The sequence below is a fragment of the Frigidibacter sp. genome (genome assembly GCF_030695035.1).
GTDB lineage: Bacteria > Pseudomonadota > Alphaproteobacteria > Rhodobacterales > Rhodobacteraceae > Frigidibacter.
The window spans coordinates 85,903-110,951 of sequence record NZ_JAUYTT010000020.1 but is presented as its reverse complement, the minus strand read 5'-3'; the positions used below and the strand labels follow the sequence as shown (position 1 = coordinate 110,951).

Genomic DNA, 25,049 nt, shown 5'->3' with positions numbered 1-25,049 from the left:
TATCTTAGCCGCAGAACCGCGACCCTCCCGCTCTGCACCCAAGACTGACCGCCCTTACTGACCCCCCCTTGTGCCGCGCCGAAGGGGCGTTGGCCGGCAAGGCTTATTTGACCTGTACGTCGGCTCTGCTGGATTTTGCGACTGCTTCGCAGATTCAAGCCTATTTGGTCCAGACCTACTAAATCGGGTCGGTGCGTTGATCTGTGACTTCGGCGATGCTTCCGCGCCCGGGATCCCGGGTACCGCGCCGGTTGCTCAAATCACATCCCGCTTCCCATCGGCGACGCCTACTTGTGCCATGCCTTTTAAACCGCAGAGCAGCTGTTGGCATGACCTTCACAGAGAAGGATGTCACCCGCCCACTCCTGCGGAGATCACCCCACCTTCGGCTTACTGAAAGATCAAGGCGATCTCGTCTTCACTCAGCAGCTTCCACTGACCGGGAGCCAACCCATCAGGCAAGGACAGACCGCCCAGACGTTCGCGGTGCAGGTCCTCGACATGGTTGCCGGTGGCGGCAAACATGCGGCGCACCTGATGGTATCGGCCCTCGGTCACACTCAGCAGGGCTTCGGTGTCCGAGACCACCTCCAGTTCGGCAGGCGCCAGCGGCTTGTCCTCGCCCTCCAGCATCAACTGGCCCGAGGCAAAGAGGTCGCCTTCGGTGCCACCCAACGGGCGGGCCAGCTTGGCGCGATAGGTCTTTTTGACGTGGCGCCGGGGGCTGATGACACGGTGCAGCAGGTCACCATCATCGGTCAGCAACAAAAGACCGGAGGTCTGCTTGTCCAGGCGGCCGATGGTCGAGATCGCCGGATCCCTCCGCTTCCAGCGCTGGGGCAGGATGTCATAGACGAGTGCGCCGGCTTCCTTGTGCGAACAGGTCATGCCCAAAGGCTTGTTGAGCAGGATGACCATGCCCACCACGGGATCGAGCGGCTCGCCGTCGATCTGGATGCGTGCAGGCAAGTCTCTGGTCACCGGGATGCGTTTGCTGACGTCCGATAGCTCTGCACCGTCCAGAGTGATACCGCCAGCCTTGGCCATGTGCACCATTTCGCTGCGCGAGCCATAGCCCATGGAAGACAGGAGCTTGTCGACGCGAGAGGTTGGAATCTTGGCCATGACTTCTGGTTCCTCTGGTAGCGATGGGCCCGCGCCGGCATCGCAAGCGCCGATTTGATGCTGACGAGATCCCAGACCCACCTTTGGCTGGGGCGTGCAGCGACTTGGGTTTAGCGCCTTGATCGCTGCCTTTCATCGTTCGCCTCTCATGTAAATGGTTCGCCCGATCCAAACGTGGCGCCGGGCAAGACCCCACGCCCAACGCAGCTCGTCCGTGTATCACCCTCCTCACGCGCCGCCGTTCATGATGTGGTTCATCCACCCGACCGGCGGCCGCCGCGAAACCGCCGCCCGGACCGATTTTGCTTTGGGTGGCGGTGGCAGAGATGGCGACCCGCGTGCCCGACGGGCTATATGCGGTGTTCACCTTCGTCGGCGCCGGCCGAGCACCATTGCGCGGCTGCTTCCCCGTGAGGCGAGGCGGAGGACAGGTCGCCAGTGCCCTCCGCCTGCCGGGTCAGCGCAAGCTAGGCGGCCAGCGCCTCTTTCGTCAGGCTCCAGGCCTGGTTGAGTTTTGCGGATCGCGCATCCAGATCTGCCTTCGCAGCGGCGATGCGCTTCTCGATCCGCGCCTTGGTGCGGTCGTTTGCGTCCTTGGCCTGCTCTTGCAGGGCCGCGATCCGGCCTTCCGTTTCGGCCGTGACCTGATCGAGCCGGGCCCGGGCCTGCTCTTGCGTGACCTGGATCCGCTTCTTCACCTGTTCGATGTCTTTCCGGATCGCCGCCTCATCCTCGGCAATCGCCTGGTTCAGGTCGTCGCTGAGGGCCTTGAGCTCGGCCTGGGCTTCGGCGCTTTCGCGCAGCAGTTGATCCTCGACAACCTCCGACCGCAGCCGCCGGAGCACAACCCCGCCAAGCGCTTCCAGGCGGCTGTCGACCGGCGTTGTCCAGCTCTCGTCCGCTTCGGCCAGCAGCGCCACCTTGCCAGGGGTCAGCGCCGCCGACACATCGTCGATGATCGTTGCGGTGATCCCGGCCTGATCCAGATCGAACAGCGAGCCGGTGAGGCCGCCAAGCGAGGCGCCGATGGCGATACCAGCCGGCCCGCCCAGAATGCCCAGCAGCCCGCCGGTCAGCAGGCCGACCGCGGTGCCGACAGGGCCTTCGTCAACCGCCTGCCGGAGGCTGACCGCACCGGCCTTGTCCTTCACGATCACCGCTGTGGCATAAAGGGTGATGTCGCCATCCCGGTGCAGGTCTTTCAACGCGCTCAGCCCCTCGAAGGCCGCGGGTTCGGACTCGAGGATGGCGACGATGATCTTGTTCATGGGGTACTCTCCTGTGTGAATGGCTGTTCGACGCCGCGGATGCCGGGGCTGGCGGGTGTAGGGCGAACGCCCGTCTTCTGACCTGTCGCGGGCGACGGGTCTGTCCGGTTTCGAACAGTGGCAGGCCTTCTTTCGGAGAATGCCCATACCTGCGGCGGGAGAGCCGTTGGCAGGCCCGCCCCGGTGCCGCGGTCAGGCTGCGAACACCGGCGACGTTTTCCCGGGCGGAAGGAAGTCGTCCAGCTCGCCCTGCGTTTCGCGGTAGCAGCCACAGGTGTGCTGCTCCAGGCCGGGGCGGTTGACCACCGTCACTATACCCCGCCTATGCTCGATCAGGCCGGCCTTGACGAGCGCCCCCATGGCGATGGAAACGCCCGCGCGCTGGTAGCCAAGCATCATTGCCAGAAACTCATGCGTCACGGGAAAGTCGGCCGAAAGCGCGCTGTCATGCGCGATCAGCAGCCAGTGGCAGCAGCGCTGCTCTATGTGATGCAGGCGGTTGCACGCGATGCGCCGGGCCAACTCGCTCAGCCCGAAGCTGACATATCGCTGCATCAAACGGTGAATGCCTTCATCCCTTTCGAGCTCGGCCCGCATTGCCTCGCAGCCGATGCGAAGGGCGGTGCCCGGTATCTGCACGTCCACGTCCAGTATCGTCTTCGGGACATCGATGAGCGGAAGCAGGTTCGCCACGCCCTCGATGCCGATAGCGCCGACCTCTACCGTCCGCCCGTCATCTGTCGTCTTGACCATGCAGACCAGCCCCCGGTTGATGAAATGGATGTGCCGGATTGGCTGGTCCGCACTGTCGATCCGTTGTCCCCGGACCAGACTGACGGGTTCTGACATCGCCAGGATGCGGTCCAGCCTGCCCGAAGGCAACGCAAGGAGCAGACGATTGTTGATGCTTCTGTGTTTGTCAGGGGGATGCGAGGCCCGCGCCGATCTGTCATGCACAGGCCATTCCCCTCTCATTGGCTCTGCCAGCACGCCCGGGCCCGGGCCTCCCTCCGGGGACCCGTGCCACGCCGGTCCCGACGGTCAACGCCGACAGTAGCATAAATTCGCGGCGTTTTGCCGATGGTCTCGCGCCGCAGGCGTTTGGCGGGCCTTGGGCAGGCGCAGGCGCCTCCGTTCCATTTTCTGATCCATGCCGCTGTTCGAAATCATACAGACCGGATCGCAATGGAAGCGCACACGGGGGCAACACCGAGGTTTCATTTCCTGAAAGGACAGAGATATGAACAAGACCAACAGCAGCGCCCATTTCTTTTTCGATTGGGCGAAGGCGCGGATCGACGAGATGGACGCCACCCTCACGTCGCTCGAAGGCAAGTCCGGCGCGATGCAGGCAGAAACCCGCGCCAAGGCAGATCGCTTCATCGCGGATCTGAAAGAGAAGCGGGAAGAGTTCGACCGCAAGGTCAAGACGCAGACAGAGGCAGCGGACGACGCCCTGGACGTCGCCCAGGCGCGCCTGGAAGCCGATTGGAAGGGCTTTCAGACCGAGACCAGCAAATACCTTGAAACGTTCGGCACGGGGATCGGAGAGCAGCAGGCGGTGTTCCAGAGCCAGGCCAGCGCGCAGATGAACGCCTGGCGCGAAACGGCTGACAAGCTCAATGCCGCTGGCAAGGAGTTCGCCGTCGAGCGTCGGCGCGAAATTGAAGAGCAGGTCGCGCGGATGAAGGCCGATGCCGGGGCCGCAGAGACGAAGCTTGCCGAGCTTGCCAAGGCGGGAACGGAGTCTTGGAACGCGCTTAATGCCGCGCTGGCTGAAACGCGCGCTTCGTTCGATCTGGCTCACAAGGCAGCCCGTGAGGCCTTTGATCGGGCGACCGGTCGCGACGCGGACAAGTGACCGCCGCCCGGCCTAATTCAAGCGGTTGAGAGGAAGCCGCCAATCCATCCGCAACCCGGCGGCAGGCACGCTGCGCCCCGGGCGCACGCTTGCGCATGCGCCCGGGGCGATCTCTTCAGCCGATGCTCACTTCAGCAGGGCGTTCACATCCTTCGCCGCGCGGGTGCGGGCCTCGTCGGCGGTCAGCTGGCCGTTCATCAGCGCCTGCAGCGTTTCGGTGATCTTGGCATGGATCCGCAGCCCGTTATCGCCGGGGAAGGCGTACCATTCCCCCAGCAGCGGCAGCTGCTGCAGGCTGAGCGCCTGGTTGGGGTTGGCTTCATACATCGCTTTCATGCGTTCTGCGACCAGCGCGTTGGGCGGCATGTAGCCCGAGGCCTTGACCAGAACCTCGCCGCCATCGGCCGAGGAGATGAAGCGCACGAAAGCCCATGCGGCCTTCTGCCGCTCGGGATCCGTGGTCAGGATCATGTTGACATTGCCGCCCGGCGCCAGGGTGCCGTCAGTGGCATTGCGCGGGAACAACCCGGTGCGTAGCTCGAACCGGCCGCCGATATTTTCGGTATGCCGGTTCAGCCCGTTGATGGATTGCAAGAAGATGCCGAGCTTGCCGGCATAGAACAGCTGCACCGCATTGTTCATCGAGGTGGCGGGCATACCACCCTCGGCCAGCATCGACGCGAAGATGTCGAAGGCCTGCGCGCCGGGCTCCTGATCGAACATCACCTCGGTGCCGTCCTCGTTGGCCATCCGGCCGCCAGAGCCGGAGACCAGCGACTGGAAGATCCAGTCTTCGTCGGCGGTGGTATAGAGCCCCGAGATATCCTCGCCAAGCGCGTCGATCTTCGCCGCCAGCGCAATCATCTCGGGCCAGGTGGTCGGGAAGGTGTCGATCTTGCCGACAGCGCGTTCCACCAGATCCATGTTGTAATAGGCGACCGGCGAGGAGAAGGCGACGGCGAGACCATAGGTCTTGCCGCCTTCCGAGGCGACATCGGTCATCGCGCCGCCAAAGCCTTCGGCAGCCCAGTTCGGTTCGGCCGCGATAAACGGTGTCAGGTCCACGGCCAGCCCGCGCGAGATCAGGGTTTTCTGCCGGTTCAAGGCCTGGTTGGTGATGTCGGGCATCTGGCCGCCGATCGACTGGCGCAGGACCTGCTGCAGGCCGTCATCGTAATCGGCATAGGGCGGCAGGAAGGTCACTTCATAGTCGGGGTGGCTGGCCTCGAAGGCGGTCTTCATCTCGGTGAAGATGCCCTCCATCCAGGGCACGAACTGTACGGTGATTTCGGTCTTGGCGGCGGCCGGCAGGGCAAGAAGCCCTGCGAAGGCGGTGGCCAGAAGGGGGATACGCATGAAAGTGCTCCTTTTCAGGGTTGGGGACAGAGGCTAGCCCTTCACCCCGCTGAGGGTGATGCCGTCGATGAAGCGGCGTTGGGCAAGAAGGAAGGCCAGCACGAGCGGCGCGGTGACGATCACTGTGGCGGCCATCATCGGGCCGAAATCCACCCCGCTTTCATCGCGGCGGAAATAGACGACGCCAAGCGCGGGCGGCGCGAGCTCGGTGGACTGGATGACGATGAAGGGCCAGAACAGGTCGTTCCAGTGACTGGTGACGGAGAAGATCGCAAAGGCGGTGATCGCGGGCCAGGAGGCCGGCACAACAACCCGCCAGATGATCGCCCATTCGGAAAACCCATCCACCCGCGCGGCGGCGATCAGGTCATCGGGGATCGCGGCGAAGAACTGGCGGAAGAGGAAGATGCCGAAGACCGAGATCGTGAAGGGCGCAATCAGCGCAGCATAGCTGTCCAGCAGGCCAAGCCGCGCAAACCCCAGGTAGAGCGGGATCGCGGTGACATGGACCGGGATCAGCAGGCCGACCAACACCGCCCCGAAGATCACCGTGCGCCCGGCAAAGCGGTGCTTGGACAGCGCATAGGCGCAGGGGATGGCGAAGATCAGCTGAAACAGCAAGATGCCGGCGCAGACGATCAGCCCATTCAGAAGGAACCGGCCGAAGGGCGCCCGGCTCAGCGCGGCAGAGTAGTTCTCCCAGCCGTGGAAGGTCTGGGGGATCAGTCGCAGCGATCCGCTCCAGATCTCGGCGGCCGGCTTGAACGAGGCGGCAAGGCCCCAGACGAAAGGGGCCAGCATCACCGCCGCCCCAAGGCACAGCACCACAAGCCGTGCGATGCGGGCGGTGCGGCCCAGACGATGCGCGCCGCTCATGCCCCGCCCCCCCGCCGGCCGCGCATCTGCACCATCGCGACCGCCAGGATCAGCGCCAGGAACACCAGCGTCATCGCGCTGGCATAGCCGGTGCGCAGATAGACGAACCCCTCGCGGTAGATGTTGTAAAGCAGCACGTTCGACGCATTCGAAGGCCCGCCTTGCGTCAGCGCCGCCACCGTGTCGAACACCCGGAACGAGTAGAGCGTGGTGATGACGGTCACGAACAGCGTCGTCGCCGCCAGCCCGGGCCAGGTGACCATCGCAAAGCGCTCGATCCCCCGGTCGGCGCCATCGACGCGCGCGGCGTGGTAGAGCTCGGACGGGATGCCCTTCAGCCCGGCCAGGAACAGGATCATGTTATAGCCGGTCTGCTGCCAGACGAAGATGAAGCCCAGCGAGGGCAGCACCCAGTCGGGATCGGCCAGCCAGTCCGGCCCCGTCACCCCGATCTGCGCCAGCGCGACGTTCACGAGGCCAAGCTGCGGGTGCAAGATGAACTCCCACACCGTCGCCATCGCCACCAGAAGCGCGGTCACGGGAAGGAAATAGATGGTGCGGAACGTGGTGCGACCCAGGGGATCCGCCTCGATCAGCAGGGCCGCGCCCAGGCCGAGCCCGACCGAGACCGGCACCGTCAGCGCGGTATAGATCAGGGTGTTGGCAAAGGCCTGCCAGAACACGCGGTCCTCCCACATCGCGGCGAAATTCGCCCCGCCGACAAAGCGGATGCTGCGCGCGCCAAGCTGGTAGTCGGTCAGCGCGAGGATCGCGGCCGAAAGGGTCGGGATCAGGATCATCACCAGCATCAGCAGCGCGGCCGGCAGCGACAGGCCCCAGCCCGTCAGCGCCGCGCCGATCCGGCGCAGACGCTGCGCACGGCCCAGAAGGCCCTCGCCCGGTGCAAGCTCAGCGGGCATGATACAGCTCGCGGGCTGCGGCCACGCTGTGACCGAACCCGATCCGGGCGCCATCGGCATCAAAAGCCAGCGCCTTGCCGGGCAGGACATCCAGCGCCACCCGCGAGCCGGGGCGCAGCCCCGCCCCCTGATCAGGCGTCAGCCGCGCGACCAGCACCGTGTCGCCCTCTGTCAGGACCGACACGAACAGCTCGGGCCCGGTATTCTCGATCGCCGTCACCGTGCCTACTCCGCCCGGATCCGCGCGCAGGATCAGATGCTCCGGCCGGATGCCGATCTGCACCGAAGCCCCCGCCGGTGCCGCGATCCGGCCCTGCAGGGCAAGGCCCGCCAGCTGCGCAGCGCCGCCCGACCCGACGCGCGCGGGCAGGACATTGATCCGGGGGCTGCCGATGAACTCGGCCACCTGCAGGTTCGCAGGCTCGGCATAGATCTCGGCCGGGGTGGCGACCTGCAGCAGCCGCCCCTCCATCATCACCGCCACATGGGTGGACATGGTCATCGCCTCGATCTGGTCATGCGTGACATAGACAAAGGTCGTGCCCAGCCGGGCGTGCAGCGCAGCAATCTCCGCGCGCATGTGCACGCGCAGCTTCGCATCGAGGTTCGAGAGCGGCTCATCGAGCAGGAACACCGCCGGCTGGCGCACCAGCGCCCGCCCCAGTGCCACGCGCTGGCGCTGCCCGCCCGATAGCTGCACAGGGCGGCGGTCCGCCAGGTGGGTCAGGCCCAGCATCGCCATGGCCCCTGCCACCTCGGCCTCTATCTGGCCAAGCGTCGCCCGCGCCTGCGGCAGCAGGCGCGAGAGCAGCGGCAGGCGCTGCCACAAAGGCAGGCGGCGCAGGATCAGCGGAATGGCAATATTCTGCGCCACCGTCATATGCGGGTAGAGCGCATAGGACTGGAATACCATGGCGATGTCGCGCCGGCTGGGCCGCAGATGCGACACGTCCTGCCCGCCGATCCGCAGCCGACCGCCGTCCTGCAGTTCCAGCCCGGCCAGAATGCGCAACAAGGTGGATTTGCCGCAGCCCGAGGGGCCGACAAGCGTCAGAAACGCCCCGTCCGGCACCGCGACACTGACCCGGTCGAGGATCAGGGTCGCGCCATAGCTTTTCGTCACGTCTTCGATTTCAAGCGATGCCATCGCCCAGTACCTCTGATGCCCCAGATGAAGCGCGACACGTCATGGCGCCGCACACCCGAAACCGCAGAAATCCTTGCGTTCGCCCGCTTTTCGCCGCGACGTGTTTCCAGAAAACCTTTGGTGCGCCCGATCTAGGACTGCCCTGTCACAGAGCGATGACGGCTGAATGAAGTTTCCTTGTCACGGGAGGCCTGCCCGTGCCCCCGATGACCGTCATTCGCATGTCACCTTGCGATGCGACCTGCTGCGGGGATCAACCGCGCAAGGACCAGCCACATGCTCATCGCCCAGATCACGGATGCCCATGTCGGCCCTGAAGGAGAGCTCTTCTATGACCGACTCGACACTGGCGCCGCGCTGGTGCGGGCTGTGGCTGCGCTCAATGCCCTGACCCCGCGCCCCGATATCGTGCTGTTCACCGGCGATCTGGCCGACCGCGGCACGCCGGCAGAATACGACTATATCCGCCGCCTGCTGGCCCCGCTGGAGATGCCGCTTGCCGTGATCCCAGGCAATCATGATCGCCGCGAGGCAATGCGCGCAGCCTTTGCCGAGATCCTGCCCGACGCCGGGTTCCTGCATCAGGTGATCGAGGAGTTCCCGCTGCGCCTGATCGGCCTCGACACGCTCGACGAGGCCGAGTTCAGCCTGGGCCTAATCTGCGCCGAGCGGCGGGACTGGCTGGACCGGCAGCTTTCGGCCGCGCCGGACCGACCCACGGTGGTGTTCATGCACCATCCGCCCTTTCTGACGGGCATCGGCCATATGGACCCGATCAACTGTGCCGGTGGCGCCGCGCTGGAAGCGGTGATCGCCCGGCATCCCCAGGTAATCCGGGTCCTGTGCGGCCATGTCCATCGCCCGGTCGTCGTCGGCTGGGGCGGCACGATTGCCTCGATCGCGCCTGCCGTGGCGCATCAGCTTCCGCTCGACCTGCGCCCCGACGCGCCCTCGGCCTTCGTGCTCGAACCGCCGGCCTTCGATCTGCATCTGTGGATCGAGGGGCAAGGGCTGACCTCGCACCGCCAGCTCATCGGCGAGTTCGGCCCGGCCATCTCCTACGACACCGGCCAGCCATTGTAACCGGAGCCCTCCCGCTCGTCATTTGATGCCAGCCAAAGGTGTCTCGCTGACATCAAGCGAGGTTGGTAGCACTTTGCTGTCGCCAACAGGCTTTGACGACAGGAGGCAAATTCCGTTGGCAAGCTGTGTTGCTGCGACTGCGGATGCTGTCCCAGGGCGTGGTGTAGGTTCTGCCCTGCCAAGAGCGACGGTCCCAGGCCGTATCCAGCACGCGTCCAGGCAAAGCGTCCCAGGTCCGGGGGTAGTCGGACCGTGTTCCAGACCGCGGCGGTATCCCCGAGACCTGCTTCAAAGACGACCATCGGCCCCCGGGTTGATTGGGTCACGTCCGGGGCTGGGGCAGCGCAGGCGCAAATTGAAAACAGCAGTGGCAGGCAGAGTGCGCCCGCTGGCCGCGCCATTGGAGGTGGTCATTTTCGAAGGCCTCAACCACTTGTTCCAGCGCAGTCAAAGTGGCGCCCCAAGCGAATACCGGCGTATCGAAACCACGATTGAGCCGGAGGTGCTTGGCAAGATCATCCAGTTTCTGGATAGCGACATAGGTCTGCTTCATTGAATGCCTGCGCTGTTCATATGGGTCCGCTTGCTGGACTGGGGGGTCGACCAGGTGGGTTTCGACTGGGCGAGCGGGGGTCGAATGGCCAGACCGAGGGCCCGATCCATCGCCTGAAGTTCCTCAAGCGTCAGACGTATGGCCGGGCCGCGGCCATGCCCATCGCGTCGTCCAGCGCGGTGACGAACAGGTCAGCCTCGGCGTGGCTCAGGCAAAGTGGTGGGCGCAGCTTGAGCGTTGCACCATGCAGCCCCGCCGCACCGATCAGCACACCGCGGCTGCGCATCGCGTCGATGACCCGCAGAGTCAGGTCCGGGTCTGGCGCGCCTTCGGCGCCAATGTCGACGCCAATGAACAGGCCCGCGCCGCGCACCGTCGCGATCTGCGGGCGGGCGGCGGCCAGCGCCCGGATCTCGGCCAGCAGGTGCTGGCCCGTGACACTGGCATTGTGCTGCAGGGCCTCTTCCTCGATCACCCGCAGCACCGCCGCGCCGGCAGCCGCCGCGACCGGGTTGCCGCCGAAGGTGTTGAAATAGCCGGTATCGGCGCAGAAGGCGGCCAGGTAGTCGGGCCGGGTCGCCATCGCCGCCATCGGAAAGCCGTTGCCCATCGGCTTGCCCATGGTCACGATATCGGGCGCAGCGCCATGGCGCGCAAAGCCCCAGAAGGCGGCGCCGGTGCGCCCGAAGCCGGGCTGCACCTCGTCGGCGATGAAGAGCCCGCCGCGCGCCCGCACCAGATCAGCCGCGCGGGCCAGAAAGCCCGGCGGCCCCTCATGGATCCCGTCGCTGGAAAAGATCGCGTCACAGAGGAAGGCCGCCGTGCCGAAACCCCGCGCACCCAGTTCGGCCATCGCAGCCTCCAGCGCCGCCAGAAAGCCTGCTTCGGCATCCGGCGTTGCACCCGGCGGCGCAATCGCCACCACATGCGCCGGCAGCCCGCCGCGTTTCAGCGCCGAGGGCGACACCCCCGTCACCAGATCGGTATTGCCGTGATAGGCGTTCGTGGTGACGACAAAACCCTGCCTCCCCGTGACCGCGCGGGCGATGCGCAGGGCCAGATCGTTGGCCTCGCTGCCCGAGCAGGTCATCACCACGTTCGACAGATCGGCCGGCAGCCGGGCCTTCAGCGCATCCAGATAGTCATCGACCACCGCCACCACATAGCGCGTATTGGTGTTCAGCCGCGCGATCTGGTCAGCTACGGCGCGCACGACCGCGGGGTGGCTGTGTCCGACCGAGGGGACGTTGTTGTAAAAATCCAGATAGCGCCGCCCGGCCGCGTCCGTCATCCAGCAACCGCTGGCCGACACCATCTCGATCGGGTCGCGGTAGAACAGGACCGAGGCTGCACCGACATTGCCCAGCCTGCGGCGCACCGCCGGCGCGGCATCCGCTGCAGCGCTGGCGTCGAAGGCGTTCATGTCGAGGATCTGGCGGATGGCGGGGGTGTCGGTCATGGGCGCGGCTCTGCCAGATAGCGCTCTGCCAGTTCCGCGGTGCCTTCGGTATAGGCGCCAAGGCCGGCCTCTTGCGCGGTTTCGGTTTCCGCATGGCTGCCAATCCACGCGGTCAGCAGCAGCCGCCGGAACAGGATCAGCGCCGGCAGCATTGCCTCGTGCTCTGCTCCGAAGGCAGCGACCTCGCGATAACCCTCCAGCCAGGCGACCTGCAAGGCCGGGATCATCGGCGAGGTTTCCAGAAAGCTGATCGCGGCGGCGAAATCATAGGCGAACCATGACAAGCCGCAGTCGTCGAAATCGATCACTGCCAGCTGGTCATCGGCGGCCAGCAGGTTGGCAAGCCGCAGATCCGCATGCACCAGACCGAAGCGGTCGGCGCCGCTGCCATAGGCGGCAAGCTCGCGCTGCAGCCGCGCCGCCAGCGCGGACAGCACCGCGGCGCTGTCTGCCGTCAGGCCCGGCGCGGCGCGCCAGTCGCCCCAGAGCGGCGCGGGGCCAAAGGCGCTGTCGAAATCCCACGTCTTGCGGGTGAAGCCCGCGGGCGGCTGCCACCCGCGGGCATGGCCATGCAGCCGGGCGCTGACCGCGCCAAGCTGGCGGAACCCCGCGGCAAGATCGCCCGCCGGATCGGGCTCTGATCCGGGCATGAACTCGAAGGCCACCACATGGCGCAGATCGCCGCCCTCCTCAAACCTTGCGATCATCTCGCCGGACTGCAGCGGCAGCGGGGCTGGTGCGGTGACTGCCCCGGCCTGCCGCAGCGCCGCGATCCATGCCAGTTCTGACGCGATCTCGGCCTCGGTATGATAGCCGGGGCGATGAACGCGCAAGATCAACGGCGCATCGCGGGCCGGATCATCGGCGCGGAAGGTCGCATTCTCGGACAGGGTCAGCAGCCGCACCTGCGTTTGCGGCGACAGGCCCCAATGCGGGGCGAGCGACTGCGCCCCGGCCCGCAACCGTTCCACCAGATCGCCTTGATAGAGACCCATCGCCGTCCCTCCCGTGCCCGCCCGTTACCGCAGCCTAGAAACCGATTGCTGCACTTGCAACACGGGCCTTGCGCGATTGCCGCGCGCGCGTGATCCTGTCGCAAAGGCGCCCGGCACGAGGCGCCGCATGACCGGCAACAGGGAGACTGGAATGCTGACATCCATCAGCGGGCGCAGCGTGATCGTGACCGGCGGGTCCAAGGGCATCGGTCTTGGCATCGCGCGGGTCTTTGCGGCGCAAGGCGCCAAGGTGATGATCGCCGCACGGGGCGAGGCCGCGGCGAACGCGGCCGTTGAGGCAATCCGCGCCGCGGGCGGCATCGCCGCCTTCCACCTGTGCGACGTGTCGGACTGGCAGGAGGTGCAGCGCCTCGTCGCCGCGGCGACGGCAGCCCATGGCGGCGTCGATATCCTGTGCGCCAATGCCGGGATCTTCCCGCAGGTCAAGATCGTCGACATGACGCCCGAGGATTGGGATGGCGTGATGTCCACCAACCTCAAGAGCACGTTCCTGTGCGTGAAGGCCTGCATTCCTGCCTTCGAGGCGGCCGGCAAGGGCCGGGTCATCGTCACCTCCTCGATCACCGGGCCGGTGACGGGCTATCCGGGTTGGGCGCATTACGGCGCCTCCAAGGCCGGGCAACTGGGCTTCCTGAAGACCGCGGCGATGGAGCTGGCGCGCTACAACACCACGATCAACGCGGTGATGCCCGGCAACATTATTACCGAAGGGCTGCAGGGGCTTGGCGAGGACTATCTGGCAAGCATGGCCGCGTCGATCCCGCTGGGGCGCCTCGGTGCCGTTGAAGATATCGGCAATGCCGCGCTGTTCTTCGCCTCGGACGAGGCGGGCTACATCACCGGCCAGCAGATCGTTGTCGATGGGGGGCAGATCCTGCCCGAAAGCCTTGAATCGCTCGCAGGGATCTGAGGGCCGGATTGGGTTCGAGTAGCCGCAGCACAGGAGGGAGAGTTGTCCAGACGCCTTGAAGGAAAGACCGCCCTGATCACCGGCGGGGCCGGGGGCTGCGGGCGCGCCGCCTCTGAACTCTTCGCCCGCGAAGGCGCGCGGGTCGGCATCGTGGACCTGCCCCGCAGCGAGGGCGCCGCCTTGGCCGAACGGCTGCGGGCCGAGGGGCATGAGGCGGTCTTTGCGCCAGCCGATGTGTCGGACGCTGCGCAGGTCATCGCGGCGGTCGCCAAGGTGGAGGCGGCCTTTGGCCCGATCACGGTGCTGATGAACCATGCCGGGATCCTCGCCGCGCTGCCCTTCCTCGAGACGTCCGAGGACGAGTGGGACCGCATCATGGCGGTGAACGTGAAAAGCATGTTCCTTGTCACCAAGGCGGTGCTGCCGGGCATGATCGCGGCCGGGGGCGGCTCCATCGTCTGCACCTCGTCGATCTCGGGCGTTGTCGGCACGCCGATGGAGGTGCTCTACTGCACCTCGAAGGGCGCCTGCCACATGTTCGCCCGCGCCATCGCGGTGGAATTCCGGGACCGGGGCATCCGGTCGAACGCGACCTGCCCCGGCTTCATCGCCACCGCGCATGGGCTGCGGGAAATCGAGCTGCTGCAAAAGCACGGCGTCGACGTATCCGAGGCCGCCATCGCCACCGCGCAGGGGCGCCTCTGCCGCCCCGAGGAGGTTGCTTCGGCGGCGCTGTTCCTGGCGAGCGACGAGGCCAGCTTCGTCAACGGCGCGCATCTGTTTGCCGACAATGCCTATACGGCCATGTGATTTAAGGGGGCTCCGCCATGACGGTTTCGTCGCATAACATGCAGGTCAACGACTTCGGCATCGACCATGCCCATTGGCGCAACTGGGTGGGCAATCAGTCTTGCGTGCGTGCGGCCCGCGGCGCGCCGCAAAGTGAGGATGAGCTTTGCGCCATGATCGCGGCGGCGACGGGCAAGGGGCTGAACGTGCGCGTCGCGGGATCGGGCCACAGCTTCACGCCGGTGGCGCTGACCAGCGGCCTGCACCTCACGCTGTCGGGGATGAAGGGCGTCCGCCATGTCGACCACGAAAAGCGCCGGGTGACGGCCGCCGCCGGGACCACGATCAACGAGCTGGTGAAGGTGCTGAAGGCCGAGGGGCTGTCGATGCTGAACCAGGGCGACATCGACAGCCAGGCCATCGCCGGGGCCTTCACCACCGGCACCCACGGCACCGGCGGCGCCTTGCCGGTTCTGGCCGATTGCATCGTCGGGATGAAGCTGGTGCAGCCGGATGGCTCAATCCTTGTCGTGGACGAAACCACACCCGATCTGCTGCTGGCCGGGCGCGTCTCTCTGGGCACCCTCGGCGCCATTTCCGAAATGACGCTGCAGGTGACGGACAGCTACCGCCTGAAGGAGCGCATCTGGCGCGAGGATTTTGAATCCGCGATGGAGATGCATGACGAGCTGGCCGAAAAGCACCGGCATTTCAGCTTCTTCTGGTGCCCGTATGAGGAGAGCCGCCACTGCTATTGCCTGCCCGACACCTCTGCCACTTCGAAGACCGGGCGCACCAGCGATGTGTGCGAGATGAAGGTGATGGACATCACGGATGAGGCGCCGTTCGAGGGGGAGTTCGAGAAGGTCGCCTACAGCTCGGATGTCTATCCCATCGAGTACATCCCGAACTTCCACGAGCTGGAATATGCCGTGCCGCGCCAGCACGGCAAGGATGCGGTGCGGGCGGTCCGCAAGATCATGCTCGAACAATTCCCCGAGGCGATCTTTCCCATCGAATACCGCTTCACCGCCGACGACGAGGCGTGGATGAGCCCCTTCCACCGGCAGGACAGCGTGACCGTTTCGGTCTCGGGCGAGCCGGGCAAGGACTACTGGGACTACCTGCGTGCGGTCGACAAGATCCTGCGCGGCTATGGTGCCCGTCCGCATTGGGGCAAGCTGCATTTCCTGACCGGCGAGGATGTGGACGCGATCTATCCGCATGCGCAGGACTTCCGCACGCTGCGCCGCAAGCTGGATCCGCAGGGCTTCTATCTGAATGACCACCTGAGCCAGCTGTTCCGCTGAGCCCCCGGGGCGGCAAGCGGGCCCGCGGGCTGCAACCGGATTTTTGTCGCTGAGATCTCCGCAGGCCCCACAGCGAGGCTGCCGCGCGACGCCTGATCGTAGCTGCCCAACAGCGCCCGAAACAGCGCCGCCGGACGCAACGGGCTGAAGCAGTTCCTCGGCACGGAGATCATGCGCAGACCGACATGCAGCGTGCCGCCTCGATTGAGGACCCCATCGCCAAGGCAGGCGACGCGGCCATCAGGTGCTTGGCCCCGATCTGTGCGGCGCCGCGTCCGCAGCTACCAGCGGGTCAACCCCGGAAACATCACCAGCAGCGCCAGCATCAGCGCCATCATCGCCGCGAAGGGGAAGGCGCCCCTGAAGATGTCGCCCAAGGTCGTGTCCGGGTCGCGGATCGCGTCCTTCACCACAAAGACGCTGATTCCCAGGGGCGGCGTCAGAAGCCCGATTTCCGCGCCCAAAACGGTAATGATCCCGAACCAGACCGGATCTGCCCCGAAGGCCAGTGCCGTCGGCAGGAAGATCGGGATCAGGATCAGCATGGTCGAGGTGGAATCGAGGATCATCCCCAGCAGGATCATCAGCACGCAGTAGAGGATCATCAGCTGCACGAACCCCACCTCGATCTCGCGCAGCCATTCGGTCAGCATGTAGGGAAGACCGGTCACGCCCAGCATCCGGCTGTACATCGTGGCGCAGATGATCAGGAACAGGATTGAGGCGGTCAGCCGCCCGCTTTCCACCAGCGAGGCCCAGAGCATCGCAACCGAAAACCGGCGCTTGGCGATGACGATCAGCAGCGCCAGGGTTGCGCCCGCCGCGCCGGCCTCTGTCGGGGTGAAGACCCCGCCGTAGATGCCGCCCATCACCATGACGATCAGCAGCAGGATCGGTCCGGACAGCGACATAGACTGCCAGGCCCCCAGTTTCGGGCCCCTCTCGGCGGCCGGGTTGAAACCGGGCTGCACGAAGCCCGGAGTCAGGCGGGTCATGATCAGGATGCCGACAGAGAACAGGGTCGCCAGCAGGATCGCCGGAAGGATGGCGGCACGAAACATGGCGGCCACGGATTGCTGCGCGACAATGGCATAGACGATCAGCAGCACGCTTGGCGGCATCAGCATCCCAAGGATCGAGCTGCCGGCAACGACCCCGGTCGCGAACTGCTTGCTATAGCCAAAGCGGCGCATTTCCGGGACGGCAACCCGCGAGAAGATCGCCGCCGAGGCGATGGAGATGCCGGTGATCGCGGCAAAGACCGCATTGGCCAGCACCGTGGCGATGCCAAGCCCGCCGCGGATGCGCCCGACCGCGGCATGTGCCACCCTGAAGGCATCGCGCCCCAGATCGGCATGGCCGACAAGGATGCCCATCAAGATGAACAGCGGCACTACCCCGAAGGAATAGCTTGAAACGCCATCGGTCGCTGCGAGAACAGCCAGACGCACCGGCAGGATCAGCGAGCCGCTATGCGCCAGAAGCGCCAGCCCCGACACCAGCGCAAGCGCGATGGCAACATGCATTCCCAGATACACCAGCAGCAGAATGCCGATGACCGACGTCAGGCCGACAACGATAGCGGGATCCATCAGCGGCCCTCCGGGGCACGGATCAGCCGCCGGACGGCCGATCCTGCATAGATCGCGACGCCAAGGGCGCAGCCGATCAGGCAAATGGCAGTGACGGGCCAGATAGGGGCGGTGAACATCCCGGGCTGGCCCTTGTAGAGGCTATCAGTCCAGGCCTCGGCCAATTTGGGCAGCAGCCCCGCCGCCAGCACCCCCAGCACGATGACCCCGGCCAGTTCGAAGAGCACGGTCAGCCCCTGCCCCAGACGCGGCACCCGCGCGGACAAGACCCGCAACAGCTCACCTGATCGCACCATGCCGCCATCTGCCACGGCCATCGGCAGCTGCAAGAATACCAGCGCCACGATGGTCAGCTCCACCAGTTCCGCGACACCGTTCAGGGGGCGGTTGAAGAAGAATCGGCTGCCGATATCAGCATCGATGAGCAGCACCAGCGCGAGGACCATGATGGCCCCCGCAATCGAAAGAAGCCGGGCCACACGGCACAGAAGTCCGGGGGCGAGGCCGCCCGGTTCGTCGGTGCTCTCGGCACCGGGTTGCATATCCATGATCGGACAGTCCTGTCACAAGAGGAAAGGCGCATTGCCGGGCGCGCGGAGGCGGCCCGGCAATGGCACGGGTCACTCGGTCCAGTCACGCAAGGGGGTGGCCCCCGCTGCCGTCATGCCCGACAGGTAGTTCGCAAGGATTGCCTTGCCGGGAACGCCCTGCGCCTCGAGGCTGTCGGCCCATTCCGTAGCAATCGGCGGGATGCCCTGCGCCCAGGCCTGGCGGGCAGGAGTGTCCATCTCGATCACGGTGCCGCCATTGGCCTTGAACGTTTCCACGCTTTGCACCGACCGGTCCATTGCATAGTTCGCCAGCGCCAAGCGGTATTCATCGGCCACCTCAGTCAGCACCGTCTGAACCTCCTCCGGCAGGGCCTCCCAGCGGTCTGCGTTCACCGTCAGCGCCATGGAGTTCACACCGCCGAAACTGACATCGACCAGATAGGGTGCCACCTCGTAGAGCTTGAAGTTCACGATCGCCTCGGGCCACACGACCGTTCCGTCGCAGATACCCGAGCGGATATTATTGTACCAATCCGACAGCGGCGAGGGTACGCCGACAACGCCCTGCCCTTCCACATAGCGCAGGTTCAGTCCGGCGCCGCACAGCTTGCGGCCCTGCAGATCGGCGGGGCTGGTGATCGGGTCTTTCAGCAGCAGCTGATAGTTGTCGACCCCGGCCAGCGTGGTCAGCATGTGCTGATCATATTTGGCCCAAACCTCAGTCATGGACGGTTCCACCTTGGCCAGACCGTTCACCACGGCGGTGATCTGGGCGATATCGGCCGACACGAACGGGGTGACATAGGCGATGTTGTACATCGGCACCTTGTCGGGGTGAAACACCGTCTGGATGATGCCGATATCGCCAAGCCCGGTCTCGATGGCCTCGAACTCTCCGGCCGGTTTCGCAATCGTCCCCCAGGCCAGGTTCCAGCGGATCTCATGATTGCCGGTTTCGGCCAGGCGCTTGTCCACTTGCGGCACAAAGACCTCTTCGAATTGCTTGACCCAGCCTGCGGTGGGCGCATAGCCCGAGACGACGGTCAGGCGGATGGTTTCGGCACTGGCAGGCGCTGCAAGCACTGCAAGTCCCAAGACACCGCCAGCGGCGGCTTTCGTCAGAATATTCATAATATCTCCCTCCCTATGACAGGTTTGCCGTACGGGCCCCGTCGCCGCCTGCCCGGCGACGGGGTGTCTGTTTCCCCGATGTCAGAAGGCCACGCGGTCGCCCCCCTTGAGGCCGAGGATCTCGCGCGCTTCATCGGGCGAGGCGACCTCGCAGCCCAGATCCTCGACAATGCGGCGGATCTTGGCGACCTGAGCGGCGTTGCTGGTGGCCAGCTTGCCGCGGCTGAGGAACAGGCTGTCCTCCAGCCCCACCCGCACATTCCCGCCCATCTGGCTTGCCGTCGTGGCCAGCCCCATCTGCGCGCCGCCCGCCCCCAGCACCGACCAGCGATAATCATCGCCGAACAGCCGGTCCGCGGTGCGTTTCATGAAGATCAGGTTGTCCACCTCGGGGCCGATCCCGCCAAGGATGCCAAAGATGAACTGGATGAACACCGGCGCTTTGAACAGGCCAATATCCATGCAAAAGCGCAGGTTATAAAGGTGGCCGACATCATAGCATTCGTGCTCGAACTTGATGTCATGGGGCGCCAACGCTGCGGCAACCGTGCCGATGTCGCGGAAGGTGTTGCGGAAGATGTAACTGTCGGAATTTTCGACATAGGCCTTTTCCCAGTCGAATTTCCACGTGTCATAGCGCTTGGCCAGCGGATGAAAGCTGAAGTTCATCGAGCCCATGTTCAGGCTGCACATCTCGGGCGAGAAGCGCAACGCGGGAGCGATGCGGTCCTCGATCGTCGTCAGCAGGCTGCCGCCGGTCGAGATGTTCACCACCGCGCCCGTCGCCTGCTTGATGCGGGGAAGGAAGGCGGCGAAATGATCCGGGTCGATGGACACGCCGCCATCTTCGGGGCGGCGGGCATGAAGATGCAGGATCGAGGCGCCCGCCTCGGCCGCGGCGATGGCCTGCCCGGCGATATCGTCCGGCGTGAAGGGCAGCGCATCCGACATGGTGGGCGTATGGATCGCGCCGGTGATGGCGCAGGTGATGATCGTCTTGGGGCGCTTGGCCATGTCTATCAGTCCTTGATCGGGGCGGGTTTGGGACCGGGACGCCCGGTCACGCGGTGGGAAAGGGGGGATTGGTCACGACCCGGCGCGCGTGAACGCGACACCCACGCCAGCGCATCGGCACCGGCCCGGAATGGGCGACGGTTTGACAAGGTTGTCATGTCAGGCTCCCCCTTATGGTCAGTCCGGCTCTCCCAAACCGGCCGATACGTCAGTCTTTGCCTGGAAGGATCCCCTCCAGGCGGATCAGATGGCGCGCCACGTTTTCGCGCACGTCCTGCGCCTGCTGCGGTGTCCAGTGCCGGAAGCCCTCGCCGGTTTTCATGCCCAGCTTTCCCTCGGCCACCAGCTGCTGCAGATAGGGCGACGGGCCGGGGCGATGCTCCAGATCGGCCAGCACGGTGTTGTGGATGTCGAGCGTCAGGTCAGTGCCCACCAGATCGGCATTCTCCAGCGGGCCAAGCACGGCCAGCCGCCGCCCGAAACAGGACTTCACGACGGTATCGACAGACTCCGCGTCGCAAATCCCGCGCTCGACAAGGCTGACGGCCTCGCGCCACAGCGCGTGTTGCAGACGGTTGCCGATGAAGCCCGGAACATCCTTTTCCACGCGGACGGGGGTTTTCCCGGCATCGGCCAGAAGCTCCATCATACGGGTGAGCGTATCTTCCGAGGTATCCGCAGTGCGGATCACCTCGACCAGCGGGATCAGGTGCGGCGGGTTCCACCAATGCGTCCCGAGCGCCCGCGCCTTGGTCTGTAGCCCCGACATGATCTCGGTGATCGGCATCACCGAGGTGTTGGAGGCGAGGATCGCCTCTGCCGGGGCATGGGCCTCGATCTCGGCGAAGATCGCCTGTTTCAGCGCCATCTTCTCGGGCGCCGCCTCGAACACGAAGTCGGCATTTCGCACCGCGCCGGGGATGGTGTCGCAGATCTCGATCCGCTTCAGCACCTTGGCGATGCTGCCCTCAGTCTCGCCCATCAGGCGCAGACTGTCCCCGATCCGGCCAGAGACCGAGGCGCGGGCGGCAGCCTGCGGGTCTGTCAGGGTGACATACTGCCCAGCCCGCGCCAGGGTCAGGGCGATGCCATGGCCCATCAGGCCAGCACCGATCACGGCGATCTGAAGGTTCTTTGTCATGCCTCAGCCCGCCGTATAGCCGCCATCGGCATAGAGGATATGCCCGGTGTAGAAGTCCGAGGCCTTGGAGGCGAGAAACAGCAGCGGCCCCGCCAGATCCTCGGGCTCGCCCAGGCGACCCTTCGGCACCCGCGCCAGAAAGCCGGCGCGCACGGCCTGCGCCTTCTCGTCGTCCTCGAACATCCAGGCGGTCAACGGGCTGCGGAAGACGGTCGGGGCGATGGCATTCACCGTGATTCCCGTCGGCCCAAGCTCGCAGCCAAGCGCCTTGGTGATCCCGTCCACCGCCGACTTCGACGCGCAATAGGCGGTGTAGCCCGCCGGATGCCCCAGCAGCCCGCGCGCCGAGGAGACGAACACGATCTTGCCGCCCTCGCCCTGCGCCTTCATCTGAACGGTCGCCGCACGGGCCAGAAGCCAGCTTTGGGTGACGTTGGCATCCATGACCGACAGGAAATCCGCCGGCGCCATCTCATCGATCTTGGCGACCTTGTTCATGCCCGAGGCGACGACCAGAATGTCGAGCTGGCCAAAGGCCGCAACAGCCTGCGCCACCATATCGGTGCAGGCGGCATCCGAGTCCGGGCGGGCGTTGATCTCGATCACCTCGGCCCCGACCGCGCGGCATTCGGCGGCGATGGCCGCCAGATCGGCCGCCTTGCCCGCCGCCAGCGCAAGGCGACACCCGGCCCCCGCCAGAACCCGGGCGGCGACCATGCCAAAGGCGCCCGAAGCCCCGGTGACCAGCGCCACCTTGCCCCGCACGTCGAACATCGAAAGAGGATCTGTCAGGCTCATGACGGCACCTTCGGGGGATAGGGGATGACGACCAGCATCTTGCAGACATGGTTGGACCGGTTGACCAGCTCGCGCTGCTCACCCGCCGCGATGGTGCAGCTGTCGAGCGGGCCAAGGACGGTTTCCTGCTCGTCCAGGATCACCGTCATCTCGCCCTCCAGCACCAGATAGACCTTCTCGAAGGGCGTGGCGTCGGGGCCGGCACCCCCGCCGGGCAGGAATTGCGAATAGCCCAGCCACTGATTGGTCGGGCCGCCCGCCTCGAACCCTTGCAGGCGCAGGCCCGTCACGCCCCGGTGGTTCGGGGCTTCGTAGGGCAGCGCGTCCTGAAAGCGCTTGACCAGCATCAGAACGACTCGCCCTGCTCGATGCGGTATCCCTGCCCCTTGTCGATCATGGCGACGAGGCGAATGATGCAGCCATCGCCGCGATCCCAGTTCCAAGGGAAGAAGGCGAAGGTGCAGCGCTTGCCCGTCACCGCGTCCAGATCACCGCCGACATTCTCGATGCCCATGATCCCGTTCTTGAACAGGATCTGGTGCACGGGTTCCCATTCCGGGAAATCCACCTTCCAGTCGCCACCGCCGGTATGCTCTTTCCACTCCTGCTCCAGATGCGGCAGAAGCGGGCCGTTGCGCTGCGGGCCGATGGCGGTGGCGAGCGGATGGTCATTGGCCTGGGTGTCGTGGCCGACGACCTTGACGCCTTTTTCCACCATCCAATGCGCGGCCGAAGGCACGAAGCCCGGGCAATAGGCGAAGTAGTCGCCATCCTCATACTGCTTGTGCCAGCCGGTATTGAGGATCAGCACATCGCCCTTGCGGATGACATGGCCGCAGGCCGCCTCAAGATCGTCGCCGGTGATGAACTCCCATTTCTTCTTGGGCATGTTGACCACGATGCCGGAGCCAAAGAAATGCGGCAGCGGCACTTCGTCGATGAAGGGCGTACCCTGAACCACATGGGCGGGTGCGTCGATATGGGTCGTCGCATGCATCGTGGTGGTGATCCGCTGGCTGAGCACGCCGGACTTCGCCATGTAGTGGATGCGCTCGATCTTGGTGTCCTGGAAATACGGCCAGTTCGGGTTCTGAAACCCGAAGCGATGGCTGAGGTTGTAGAACTCCAGCCCCATGCTGTTGTCGAGATTTCCCTCGAATTCGATGCCACGGACCTTGACCACGGGAATACTCCTTCGTTCACCGCGAGCGGTGTTTTGATCTTGCGAAATGTCAGGAAGGCTCCTCCCCACCTGTCCCGCATATTGATGCATTTGAACCGTATGGCGGTCAACAGGAATCTGCGCGATTTCAGGCCGCATGTATCGCATTGCAGTTCGAGGCGGATCTGCGTAACCATCGCCCGAACAAATGAAAGGGACAGCCAGCGATGAAGGACGACGGAGAGGACGGCGCCGGCGCCCGTAGCGGGATTCAGGTCATCGCGCGGGCGGCGTCGATCCTGCGGGTGCTGCGCGAGAACACTGACGGGATGAGCCTTGGACAGATCGCCGAGAAGGTCGAGCTGCCCCGCTCCACCGTGCAGCGGATCGTTGGCGCGCTGCAGACCGAGCGGCTGGTGATGGCCACAAGCTCTGGCGGCAGCATTCGTCTTGGCCCCGAGATCACCAAACTGTCCGAGGCGACGCGCTACTCCGTGGTCGAGGATTGCCGGCTGATCCTGTCGGAACTGTCGCGCGCCCTTGGCGAAACTGCGGATCTTTCGGTGCTGCGCGGCGCCGCAGTCATCTTCCTTGATCAGGTTCCCGGCACGCACCGGCTGCGGGCGGTGTCCTCTGTTGGCGAGGTGTTTCCGCTGACAACAACCGCAAACGGCCGCGCCGCGCTAGCGATGCTGCCGGAAGATCAGGCACGGCGGCTGGTCGAGGAAGAGTGGAAGCGGCGCCACATCGAGGGAAGCTGGGACGAGTTTTCCGCGCTGCTGGCGCGCGTCCGGGAAACAGGTCTCGCCTATGACATAGACGAGCACACGCAGGGCCTGTCAGCCGTGGGCGGCGCCTTCAGCGACCGGAACGGCGAGATTCACGCCCTGTCGGTCCCCGTCCCGTCAGGCCGCTTCGCCCTGCGTAAGGCCGAGATCGAAGCGGCCCTGCGGCACGCGCTCCGCGCGATCGAGGCGCAGATGGCACGCTAGGCGCCGGGCCAGTCACAGGCCCAGCAGGGCCTGCGCCGTTCCAAAGCACACCGCCTGCCGCTCGGCTTCGGTCAGGGGCGCAGCCTCGATCCACTCGCCGGCCTCTGCGGGCCGCTCGAACGGATAGTCGACCGCGAACATCACCCGGCCCGCGCCCACGCTATCCAGCGCGCAGCGCAGCGGCGCGTCGGCACAGACGCCCGAGGTGGTCATCCAGATATTCGTGCGGAAATAATGCGAGGGCGGATGCGCCAGCCGCATCGTCCCGCGGTTGGAAATCTCCCACCGGCTGTCGAGGCGCCAGAGCAGGAACGGAAGGGTCTCGCCCATATGCCCCAGGATCAGCTTGGCGCCGGGATAGCGGTCGAAGGTGCCGGAAAACAGCAGCCGCAAGGCATGGGTCGCGGTCTCGACCGTCCAGCTCCAGACCGGGCCGAAGAGTTCGGGGTGGTTGTGATACATGTAACCCATGTCGGCAGGGTTGTTCGGGTGGATGTAGATCGCCGCGCCAAGGTCTGACACACGCTCCCAGAACGGCGCATAGCGGTCATCATCCAGATAGGTGCCATTGGTCTGCCCGTTGATCATCGCCCCCTGCATCCCCAGCTGGCGGATGCAGCGTTCCAGCTCGTCCGCCGCCGCTGCCGGGTCCTGCATCGGCAGATGGGCAAAGCCGCCATAGCGGCCCGGCTGCGCAGACATCTTCTCGGCCAGATAGTCATTGACCTGGCTGGCAAGGCGGCAGGCAGTGGCCGTCTCGCGCTCTGCCTGAACGCCCGGACCGGCGAGCGACAGCACAGCGGTGCGCACTCCGATCTGGTCCATCGCTTCCAGCCGCCGCTCGCCGAAATCCTGCAAGGACTCCAGCGCCTTGCCGAAGAGGTCAGGGCTGATGTTAATCGCCGTGCGATTGAAATAGCCGATGAAGTCGGGATGCATGAAATGCTCTTCAAGCGCGATTTTCGGCGTGCGGGTCATATCGGTCATGGGTCGGT

25 protein-coding genes are annotated in these 25,049 nt (G+C 65.5%); 6 read left to right on the top strand and 19 right to left on the bottom strand.

What is annotated here, in order from left to right; all coding sequences use genetic code 11:
* Window positions 1-390: 390 nt before the first annotated feature.
* The 3 genes from Q8S30_RS18060 to Q8S30_RS18050 all read right to left on the bottom strand — a co-directional run bounded on the left by Q8S30_RS18060 (window position 391) and on the right by Q8S30_RS18050 (window position 3,242).
* The gene (locus Q8S30_RS18060; RefSeq protein WP_305667412.1) at window positions 391-1,125 is read right to left on the bottom strand and encodes a pseudouridine synthase; all 735 of its coding nucleotides are present in this window, start codon (window positions 1,123-1,125) and stop codon (window positions 391-393) included.
* A gap of 467 nt (window positions 1,126-1,592) precedes the next feature.
* A complete protein-coding gene (locus Q8S30_RS18055) occupies window positions 1,593-2,393 on the bottom strand; it encodes a DUF1269 domain-containing protein (protein WP_305667411.1) in 801 nt (266 codons plus the stop codon).
* 192 nt (window positions 2,394-2,585) lie between these two features.
* Window positions 2,586-3,242 carry a Crp/Fnr family transcriptional regulator gene (locus Q8S30_RS18050; RefSeq protein ID WP_305667410.1) on the bottom strand — a complete coding sequence of 219 codons (657 nt, stop codon included), beginning with the start codon at window positions 3,240-3,242 and terminating at the stop codon, window positions 2,586-2,588.
* A gap of 391 nt (window positions 3,243-3,633) precedes the next feature.
* Here Q8S30_RS18050 and Q8S30_RS18045 point away from each other — a divergent pair, with 391 nt between their 5' ends.
* A complete protein-coding gene (locus tag Q8S30_RS18045; protein WP_305667409.1) occupies window positions 3,634-4,254 on the top strand; it encodes a hypothetical protein in 621 nt (206 codons plus the stop codon).
* 126 nt (window positions 4,255-4,380) lie between these two features.
* Here Q8S30_RS18045 and Q8S30_RS18040 read toward each other — a convergent pair whose 3' ends face one another.
* The 4 genes from Q8S30_RS18040 to Q8S30_RS18025 are packed head-to-tail and all read right to left on the bottom strand — an operon-like array spanning window position 4,381 to window position 8,553.
* Window positions 4,381-5,610 (bottom strand): extracellular solute-binding protein, encoded by a 1,230-nt coding sequence (locus tag Q8S30_RS18040; RefSeq protein ID WP_305667408.1) that lies wholly within the window; start codon window positions 5,608-5,610, stop codon window positions 4,381-4,383.
* Window positions 5,611-5,643: 33 nt separating this feature from the next.
* Window positions 5,644-6,486 carry a carbohydrate ABC transporter permease gene (locus Q8S30_RS18035; protein ID WP_305667407.1) on the bottom strand — a complete coding sequence of 281 codons (843 nt, stop codon included), beginning with the start codon at window positions 6,484-6,486 and terminating at the stop codon, window positions 5,644-5,646.
* A complete protein-coding gene (locus Q8S30_RS18030) occupies window positions 6,483-7,406 on the bottom strand; it encodes a carbohydrate ABC transporter permease (protein ID WP_305667406.1) in 924 nt (307 codons plus the stop codon). Before Q8S30_RS18030 ends, Q8S30_RS18035 begins: the two co-directional genes overlap by 4 nt.
* Window positions 7,396-8,553, bottom strand: coding sequence for an ABC transporter ATP-binding protein (locus Q8S30_RS18025; protein ID WP_305667405.1), 1,158 nt, complete (start codon window positions 8,551-8,553; stop codon window positions 7,396-7,398). The genes Q8S30_RS18030 and Q8S30_RS18025 overlap by 11 nt, the downstream gene beginning before the upstream one ends.
* 276 nt (window positions 8,554-8,829) lie before the next feature.
* On the opposite strand from Q8S30_RS18025, the gene Q8S30_RS18020 reads away from it, so the two are divergent.
* Entirely contained in the window at window positions 8,830-9,636 is an 807-nt protein-coding gene (locus Q8S30_RS18020; RefSeq protein ID WP_305667404.1) for a phosphodiesterase, read from the top strand.
* A 322-nt stretch (window positions 9,637-9,958) separates the two neighbouring features.
* On the opposite strand, the gene Q8S30_RS18015 is transcribed toward Q8S30_RS18020, so the two are convergent.
* From Q8S30_RS18015 to Q8S30_RS18005, 3 genes are all read right to left on the bottom strand, one after another.
* Entirely contained in the window at window positions 9,959-10,189 is a 231-nt protein-coding gene (locus Q8S30_RS18015) for a hypothetical protein (RefSeq protein WP_305667403.1), read from the bottom strand.
* A gap of 130 nt (window positions 10,190-10,319) precedes the next feature.
* Window positions 10,320-11,648: an aspartate aminotransferase family protein gene (locus Q8S30_RS18010; RefSeq protein WP_305667402.1), complete on the bottom strand. Its 1,329-nt coding sequence runs from the start codon at window positions 11,646-11,648 to the stop codon at window positions 10,320-10,322.
* On the bottom strand, window positions 11,645-12,643 hold the full coding sequence (locus tag Q8S30_RS18005) for a phosphotransferase enzyme family protein (protein ID WP_305667401.1): 999 nt from the start codon (window positions 12,641-12,643) through the stop codon (window positions 11,645-11,647). The genes Q8S30_RS18010 and Q8S30_RS18005 overlap by 4 nt, the downstream gene beginning before the upstream one ends.
* A 151-nt stretch (window positions 12,644-12,794) precedes the next feature.
* Here Q8S30_RS18005 and fabG point away from each other — a divergent pair, with 151 nt between their 5' ends.
* The 3 genes from fabG to Q8S30_RS17990 are packed head-to-tail and all read left to right on the top strand — an operon-like array spanning window position 12,795 to window position 15,673.
* On the top strand, window positions 12,795-13,574 hold the full coding sequence (gene fabG, locus Q8S30_RS18000; protein ID WP_305667400.1) for a 3-oxoacyl-ACP reductase FabG: 780 nt from the start codon (window positions 12,795-12,797) through the stop codon (window positions 13,572-13,574).
* Window positions 13,575-13,616: 42 nt separating this feature from the next.
* Entirely contained in the window at window positions 13,617-14,384 is a 768-nt protein-coding gene (locus Q8S30_RS17995) for an SDR family NAD(P)-dependent oxidoreductase (RefSeq protein ID WP_305667399.1), read from the top strand.
* A gap of 17 nt (window positions 14,385-14,401) precedes the next feature.
* On the top strand, window positions 14,402-15,673 hold the full coding sequence (locus Q8S30_RS17990) for a D-arabinono-1,4-lactone oxidase (protein ID WP_305667398.1): 1,272 nt from the start codon (window positions 14,402-14,404) through the stop codon (window positions 15,671-15,673).
* A 281-nt stretch (window positions 15,674-15,954) separates the two neighbouring features.
* Here the strand turns inward: Q8S30_RS17990 and Q8S30_RS17985 are convergent, their stop codons facing one another.
* The 8 genes from Q8S30_RS17985 to Q8S30_RS17950 form a co-directional block, all read right to left on the bottom strand.
* On the bottom strand, window positions 15,955-17,265 hold the full coding sequence (locus Q8S30_RS17985) for a TRAP transporter large permease (RefSeq protein ID WP_305667397.1): 1,311 nt from the start codon (window positions 17,263-17,265) through the stop codon (window positions 15,955-15,957).
* Window positions 17,265-17,813 carry a TRAP transporter small permease subunit gene (locus tag Q8S30_RS17980; protein WP_305667396.1) on the bottom strand — a complete coding sequence of 183 codons (549 nt, stop codon included), beginning with the start codon at window positions 17,811-17,813 and terminating at the stop codon, window positions 17,265-17,267. Before Q8S30_RS17980 ends, Q8S30_RS17985 begins: the two co-directional genes overlap by 1 nt.
* Before the next feature lie 72 nt (window positions 17,814-17,885).
* Window positions 17,886-18,947, bottom strand: coding sequence for a C4-dicarboxylate TRAP transporter substrate-binding protein (locus Q8S30_RS17975; protein ID WP_305667395.1), 1,062 nt, complete (start codon window positions 18,945-18,947; stop codon window positions 17,886-17,888).
* A gap of 81 nt (window positions 18,948-19,028) precedes the next feature.
* On the bottom strand, window positions 19,029-19,961 hold the full coding sequence (locus Q8S30_RS17970) for a 3-keto-5-aminohexanoate cleavage protein (RefSeq protein ID WP_305667394.1): 933 nt from the start codon (window positions 19,959-19,961) through the stop codon (window positions 19,029-19,031).
* A 208-nt stretch (window positions 19,962-20,169) separates the two neighbouring features.
* Window positions 20,170-21,102 carry a 3-hydroxyacyl-CoA dehydrogenase family protein gene (locus tag Q8S30_RS17965; RefSeq protein WP_305667393.1) on the bottom strand — a complete coding sequence of 311 codons (933 nt, stop codon included), beginning with the start codon at window positions 21,100-21,102 and terminating at the stop codon, window positions 20,170-20,172.
* Between the two features lie 3 nt (window positions 21,103-21,105).
* Window positions 21,106-21,900 (bottom strand): SDR family NAD(P)-dependent oxidoreductase, encoded by a 795-nt coding sequence (locus Q8S30_RS17960; protein ID WP_305667392.1) that lies wholly within the window; start codon window positions 21,898-21,900, stop codon window positions 21,106-21,108.
* Complete coding sequence (locus Q8S30_RS17955) at window positions 21,897-22,247, bottom strand: cupin domain-containing protein (RefSeq protein ID WP_305667391.1); 351 nt, start codon at window positions 22,245-22,247, stop codon at window positions 21,897-21,899. Before Q8S30_RS17955 ends, Q8S30_RS17960 begins: the two co-directional genes overlap by 4 nt.
* Complete coding sequence (locus Q8S30_RS17950; protein WP_305667390.1) at window positions 22,247-23,083, bottom strand: cyclase family protein; 837 nt, start codon at window positions 23,081-23,083, stop codon at window positions 22,247-22,249. Before Q8S30_RS17950 ends, Q8S30_RS17955 begins: the two co-directional genes overlap by 1 nt.
* Before the next feature lie 206 nt (window positions 23,084-23,289).
* On the opposite strand from Q8S30_RS17950, the gene Q8S30_RS17945 reads away from it, so the two are divergent.
* On the top strand, window positions 23,290-24,054 hold the full coding sequence (locus tag Q8S30_RS17945; protein WP_305667389.1) for an IclR family transcriptional regulator: 765 nt from the start codon (window positions 23,290-23,292) through the stop codon (window positions 24,052-24,054).
* A 12-nt stretch (window positions 24,055-24,066) separates the two neighbouring features.
* Here Q8S30_RS17945 and Q8S30_RS17940 read toward each other — a convergent pair whose 3' ends face one another.
* A complete protein-coding gene (locus Q8S30_RS17940) occupies window positions 24,067-25,041 on the bottom strand; it encodes an amidohydrolase family protein (protein WP_305667388.1) in 975 nt (324 codons plus the stop codon).
* Between the last annotated feature and the right edge of the window lie 8 nt (window positions 25,042-25,049).

What these genes read in the sequence shown, in the direction of transcription:
- Q8S30_RS18060 (WP_305667412.1), bottom strand. Translation starts at nt 1,125, where the DNA reads ATGGCCAAGATTCCAACCTCTCGCGTCGACAAGCTCCTGTCTTCCATG.
- Q8S30_RS18055 (WP_305667411.1), bottom strand. Translation starts at nt 2,393, where the DNA reads ATGAACAAGATCATCGTCGCCATCCTCGAGTCCGAACCCGCGGCCTTC.
- Q8S30_RS18050 (WP_305667410.1), bottom strand. Translation starts at nt 3,242, where the DNA reads ATGTCAGAACCCGTCAGTCTGGTCCGGGGACAACGGATCGACAGTGCG.
- Q8S30_RS18045 (WP_305667409.1), top strand. Translation starts at nt 3,634, where the DNA reads ATGAACAAGACCAACAGCAGCGCCCATTTCTTTTTCGATTGGGCGAAG.
- Q8S30_RS18040 (WP_305667408.1), bottom strand. Translation starts at nt 5,610, where the DNA reads ATGCGTATCCCCCTTCTGGCCACCGCCTTCGCAGGGCTTCTTGCCCTG.
- Q8S30_RS18035 (WP_305667407.1), bottom strand. Translation starts at nt 6,486, where the DNA reads ATGAGCGGCGCGCATCGTCTGGGCCGCACCGCCCGCATCGCACGGCTT.
- Q8S30_RS18030 (WP_305667406.1), bottom strand. Translation starts at nt 7,406, where the DNA reads ATGCCCGCTGAGCTTGCACCGGGCGAGGGCCTTCTGGGCCGTGCGCAG.
- Q8S30_RS18025 (WP_305667405.1), bottom strand. Translation starts at nt 8,553, where the DNA reads ATGGCATCGCTTGAAATCGAAGACGTGACGAAAAGCTATGGCGCGACC.
- Q8S30_RS18020 (WP_305667404.1), top strand. Translation starts at nt 8,830, where the DNA reads ATGCTCATCGCCCAGATCACGGATGCCCATGTCGGCCCTGAAGGAGAG.
- Q8S30_RS18015 (WP_305667403.1), bottom strand. Translation starts at nt 10,189, where the DNA reads ATGAAGCAGACCTATGTCGCTATCCAGAAACTGGATGATCTTGCCAAG.
- Q8S30_RS18010 (WP_305667402.1), bottom strand. Translation starts at nt 11,648, where the DNA reads ATGACCGACACCCCCGCCATCCGCCAGATCCTCGACATGAACGCCTTC.
- Q8S30_RS18005 (WP_305667401.1), bottom strand. Translation starts at nt 12,643, where the DNA reads ATGGGTCTCTATCAAGGCGATCTGGTGGAACGGTTGCGGGCCGGGGCG.
- fabG (WP_305667400.1), top strand. Translation starts at nt 12,795, where the DNA reads ATGCTGACATCCATCAGCGGGCGCAGCGTGATCGTGACCGGCGGGTCC.
- Q8S30_RS17990 (WP_305667398.1), top strand. Translation starts at nt 14,402, where the DNA reads ATGACGGTTTCGTCGCATAACATGCAGGTCAACGACTTCGGCATCGAC.
- Q8S30_RS17985 (WP_305667397.1), bottom strand. Translation starts at nt 17,265, where the DNA reads ATGGATCCCGCTATCGTTGTCGGCCTGACGTCGGTCATCGGCATTCTG.
- Q8S30_RS17980 (WP_305667396.1), bottom strand. Translation starts at nt 17,813, where the DNA reads ATGGATATGCAACCCGGTGCCGAGAGCACCGACGAACCGGGCGGCCTC.
- Q8S30_RS17975 (WP_305667395.1), bottom strand. Translation starts at nt 18,947, where the DNA reads ATGAATATTCTGACGAAAGCCGCCGCTGGCGGTGTCTTGGGACTTGCA.
- Q8S30_RS17970 (WP_305667394.1), bottom strand. Translation starts at nt 19,961, where the DNA reads ATGGCCAAGCGCCCCAAGACGATCATCACCTGCGCCATCACCGGCGCG.
- Q8S30_RS17965 (WP_305667393.1), bottom strand. Translation starts at nt 21,102, where the DNA reads ATGACAAAGAACCTTCAGATCGCCGTGATCGGTGCTGGCCTGATGGGC.
- Q8S30_RS17960 (WP_305667392.1), bottom strand. Translation starts at nt 21,900, where the DNA reads ATGAGCCTGACAGATCCTCTTTCGATGTTCGACGTGCGGGGCAAGGTG.
- Q8S30_RS17955 (WP_305667391.1), bottom strand. Translation starts at nt 22,247, where the DNA reads ATGCTGGTCAAGCGCTTTCAGGACGCGCTGCCCTACGAAGCCCCGAAC.
- Q8S30_RS17945 (WP_305667389.1), top strand. Translation starts at nt 23,290, where the DNA reads ATGAAGGACGACGGAGAGGACGGCGCCGGCGCCCGTAGCGGGATTCAG.
- Q8S30_RS17940 (WP_305667388.1), bottom strand. Translation starts at nt 25,041, where the DNA reads ATGACCGATATGACCCGCACGCCGAAAATCGCGCTTGAAGAGCATTTC.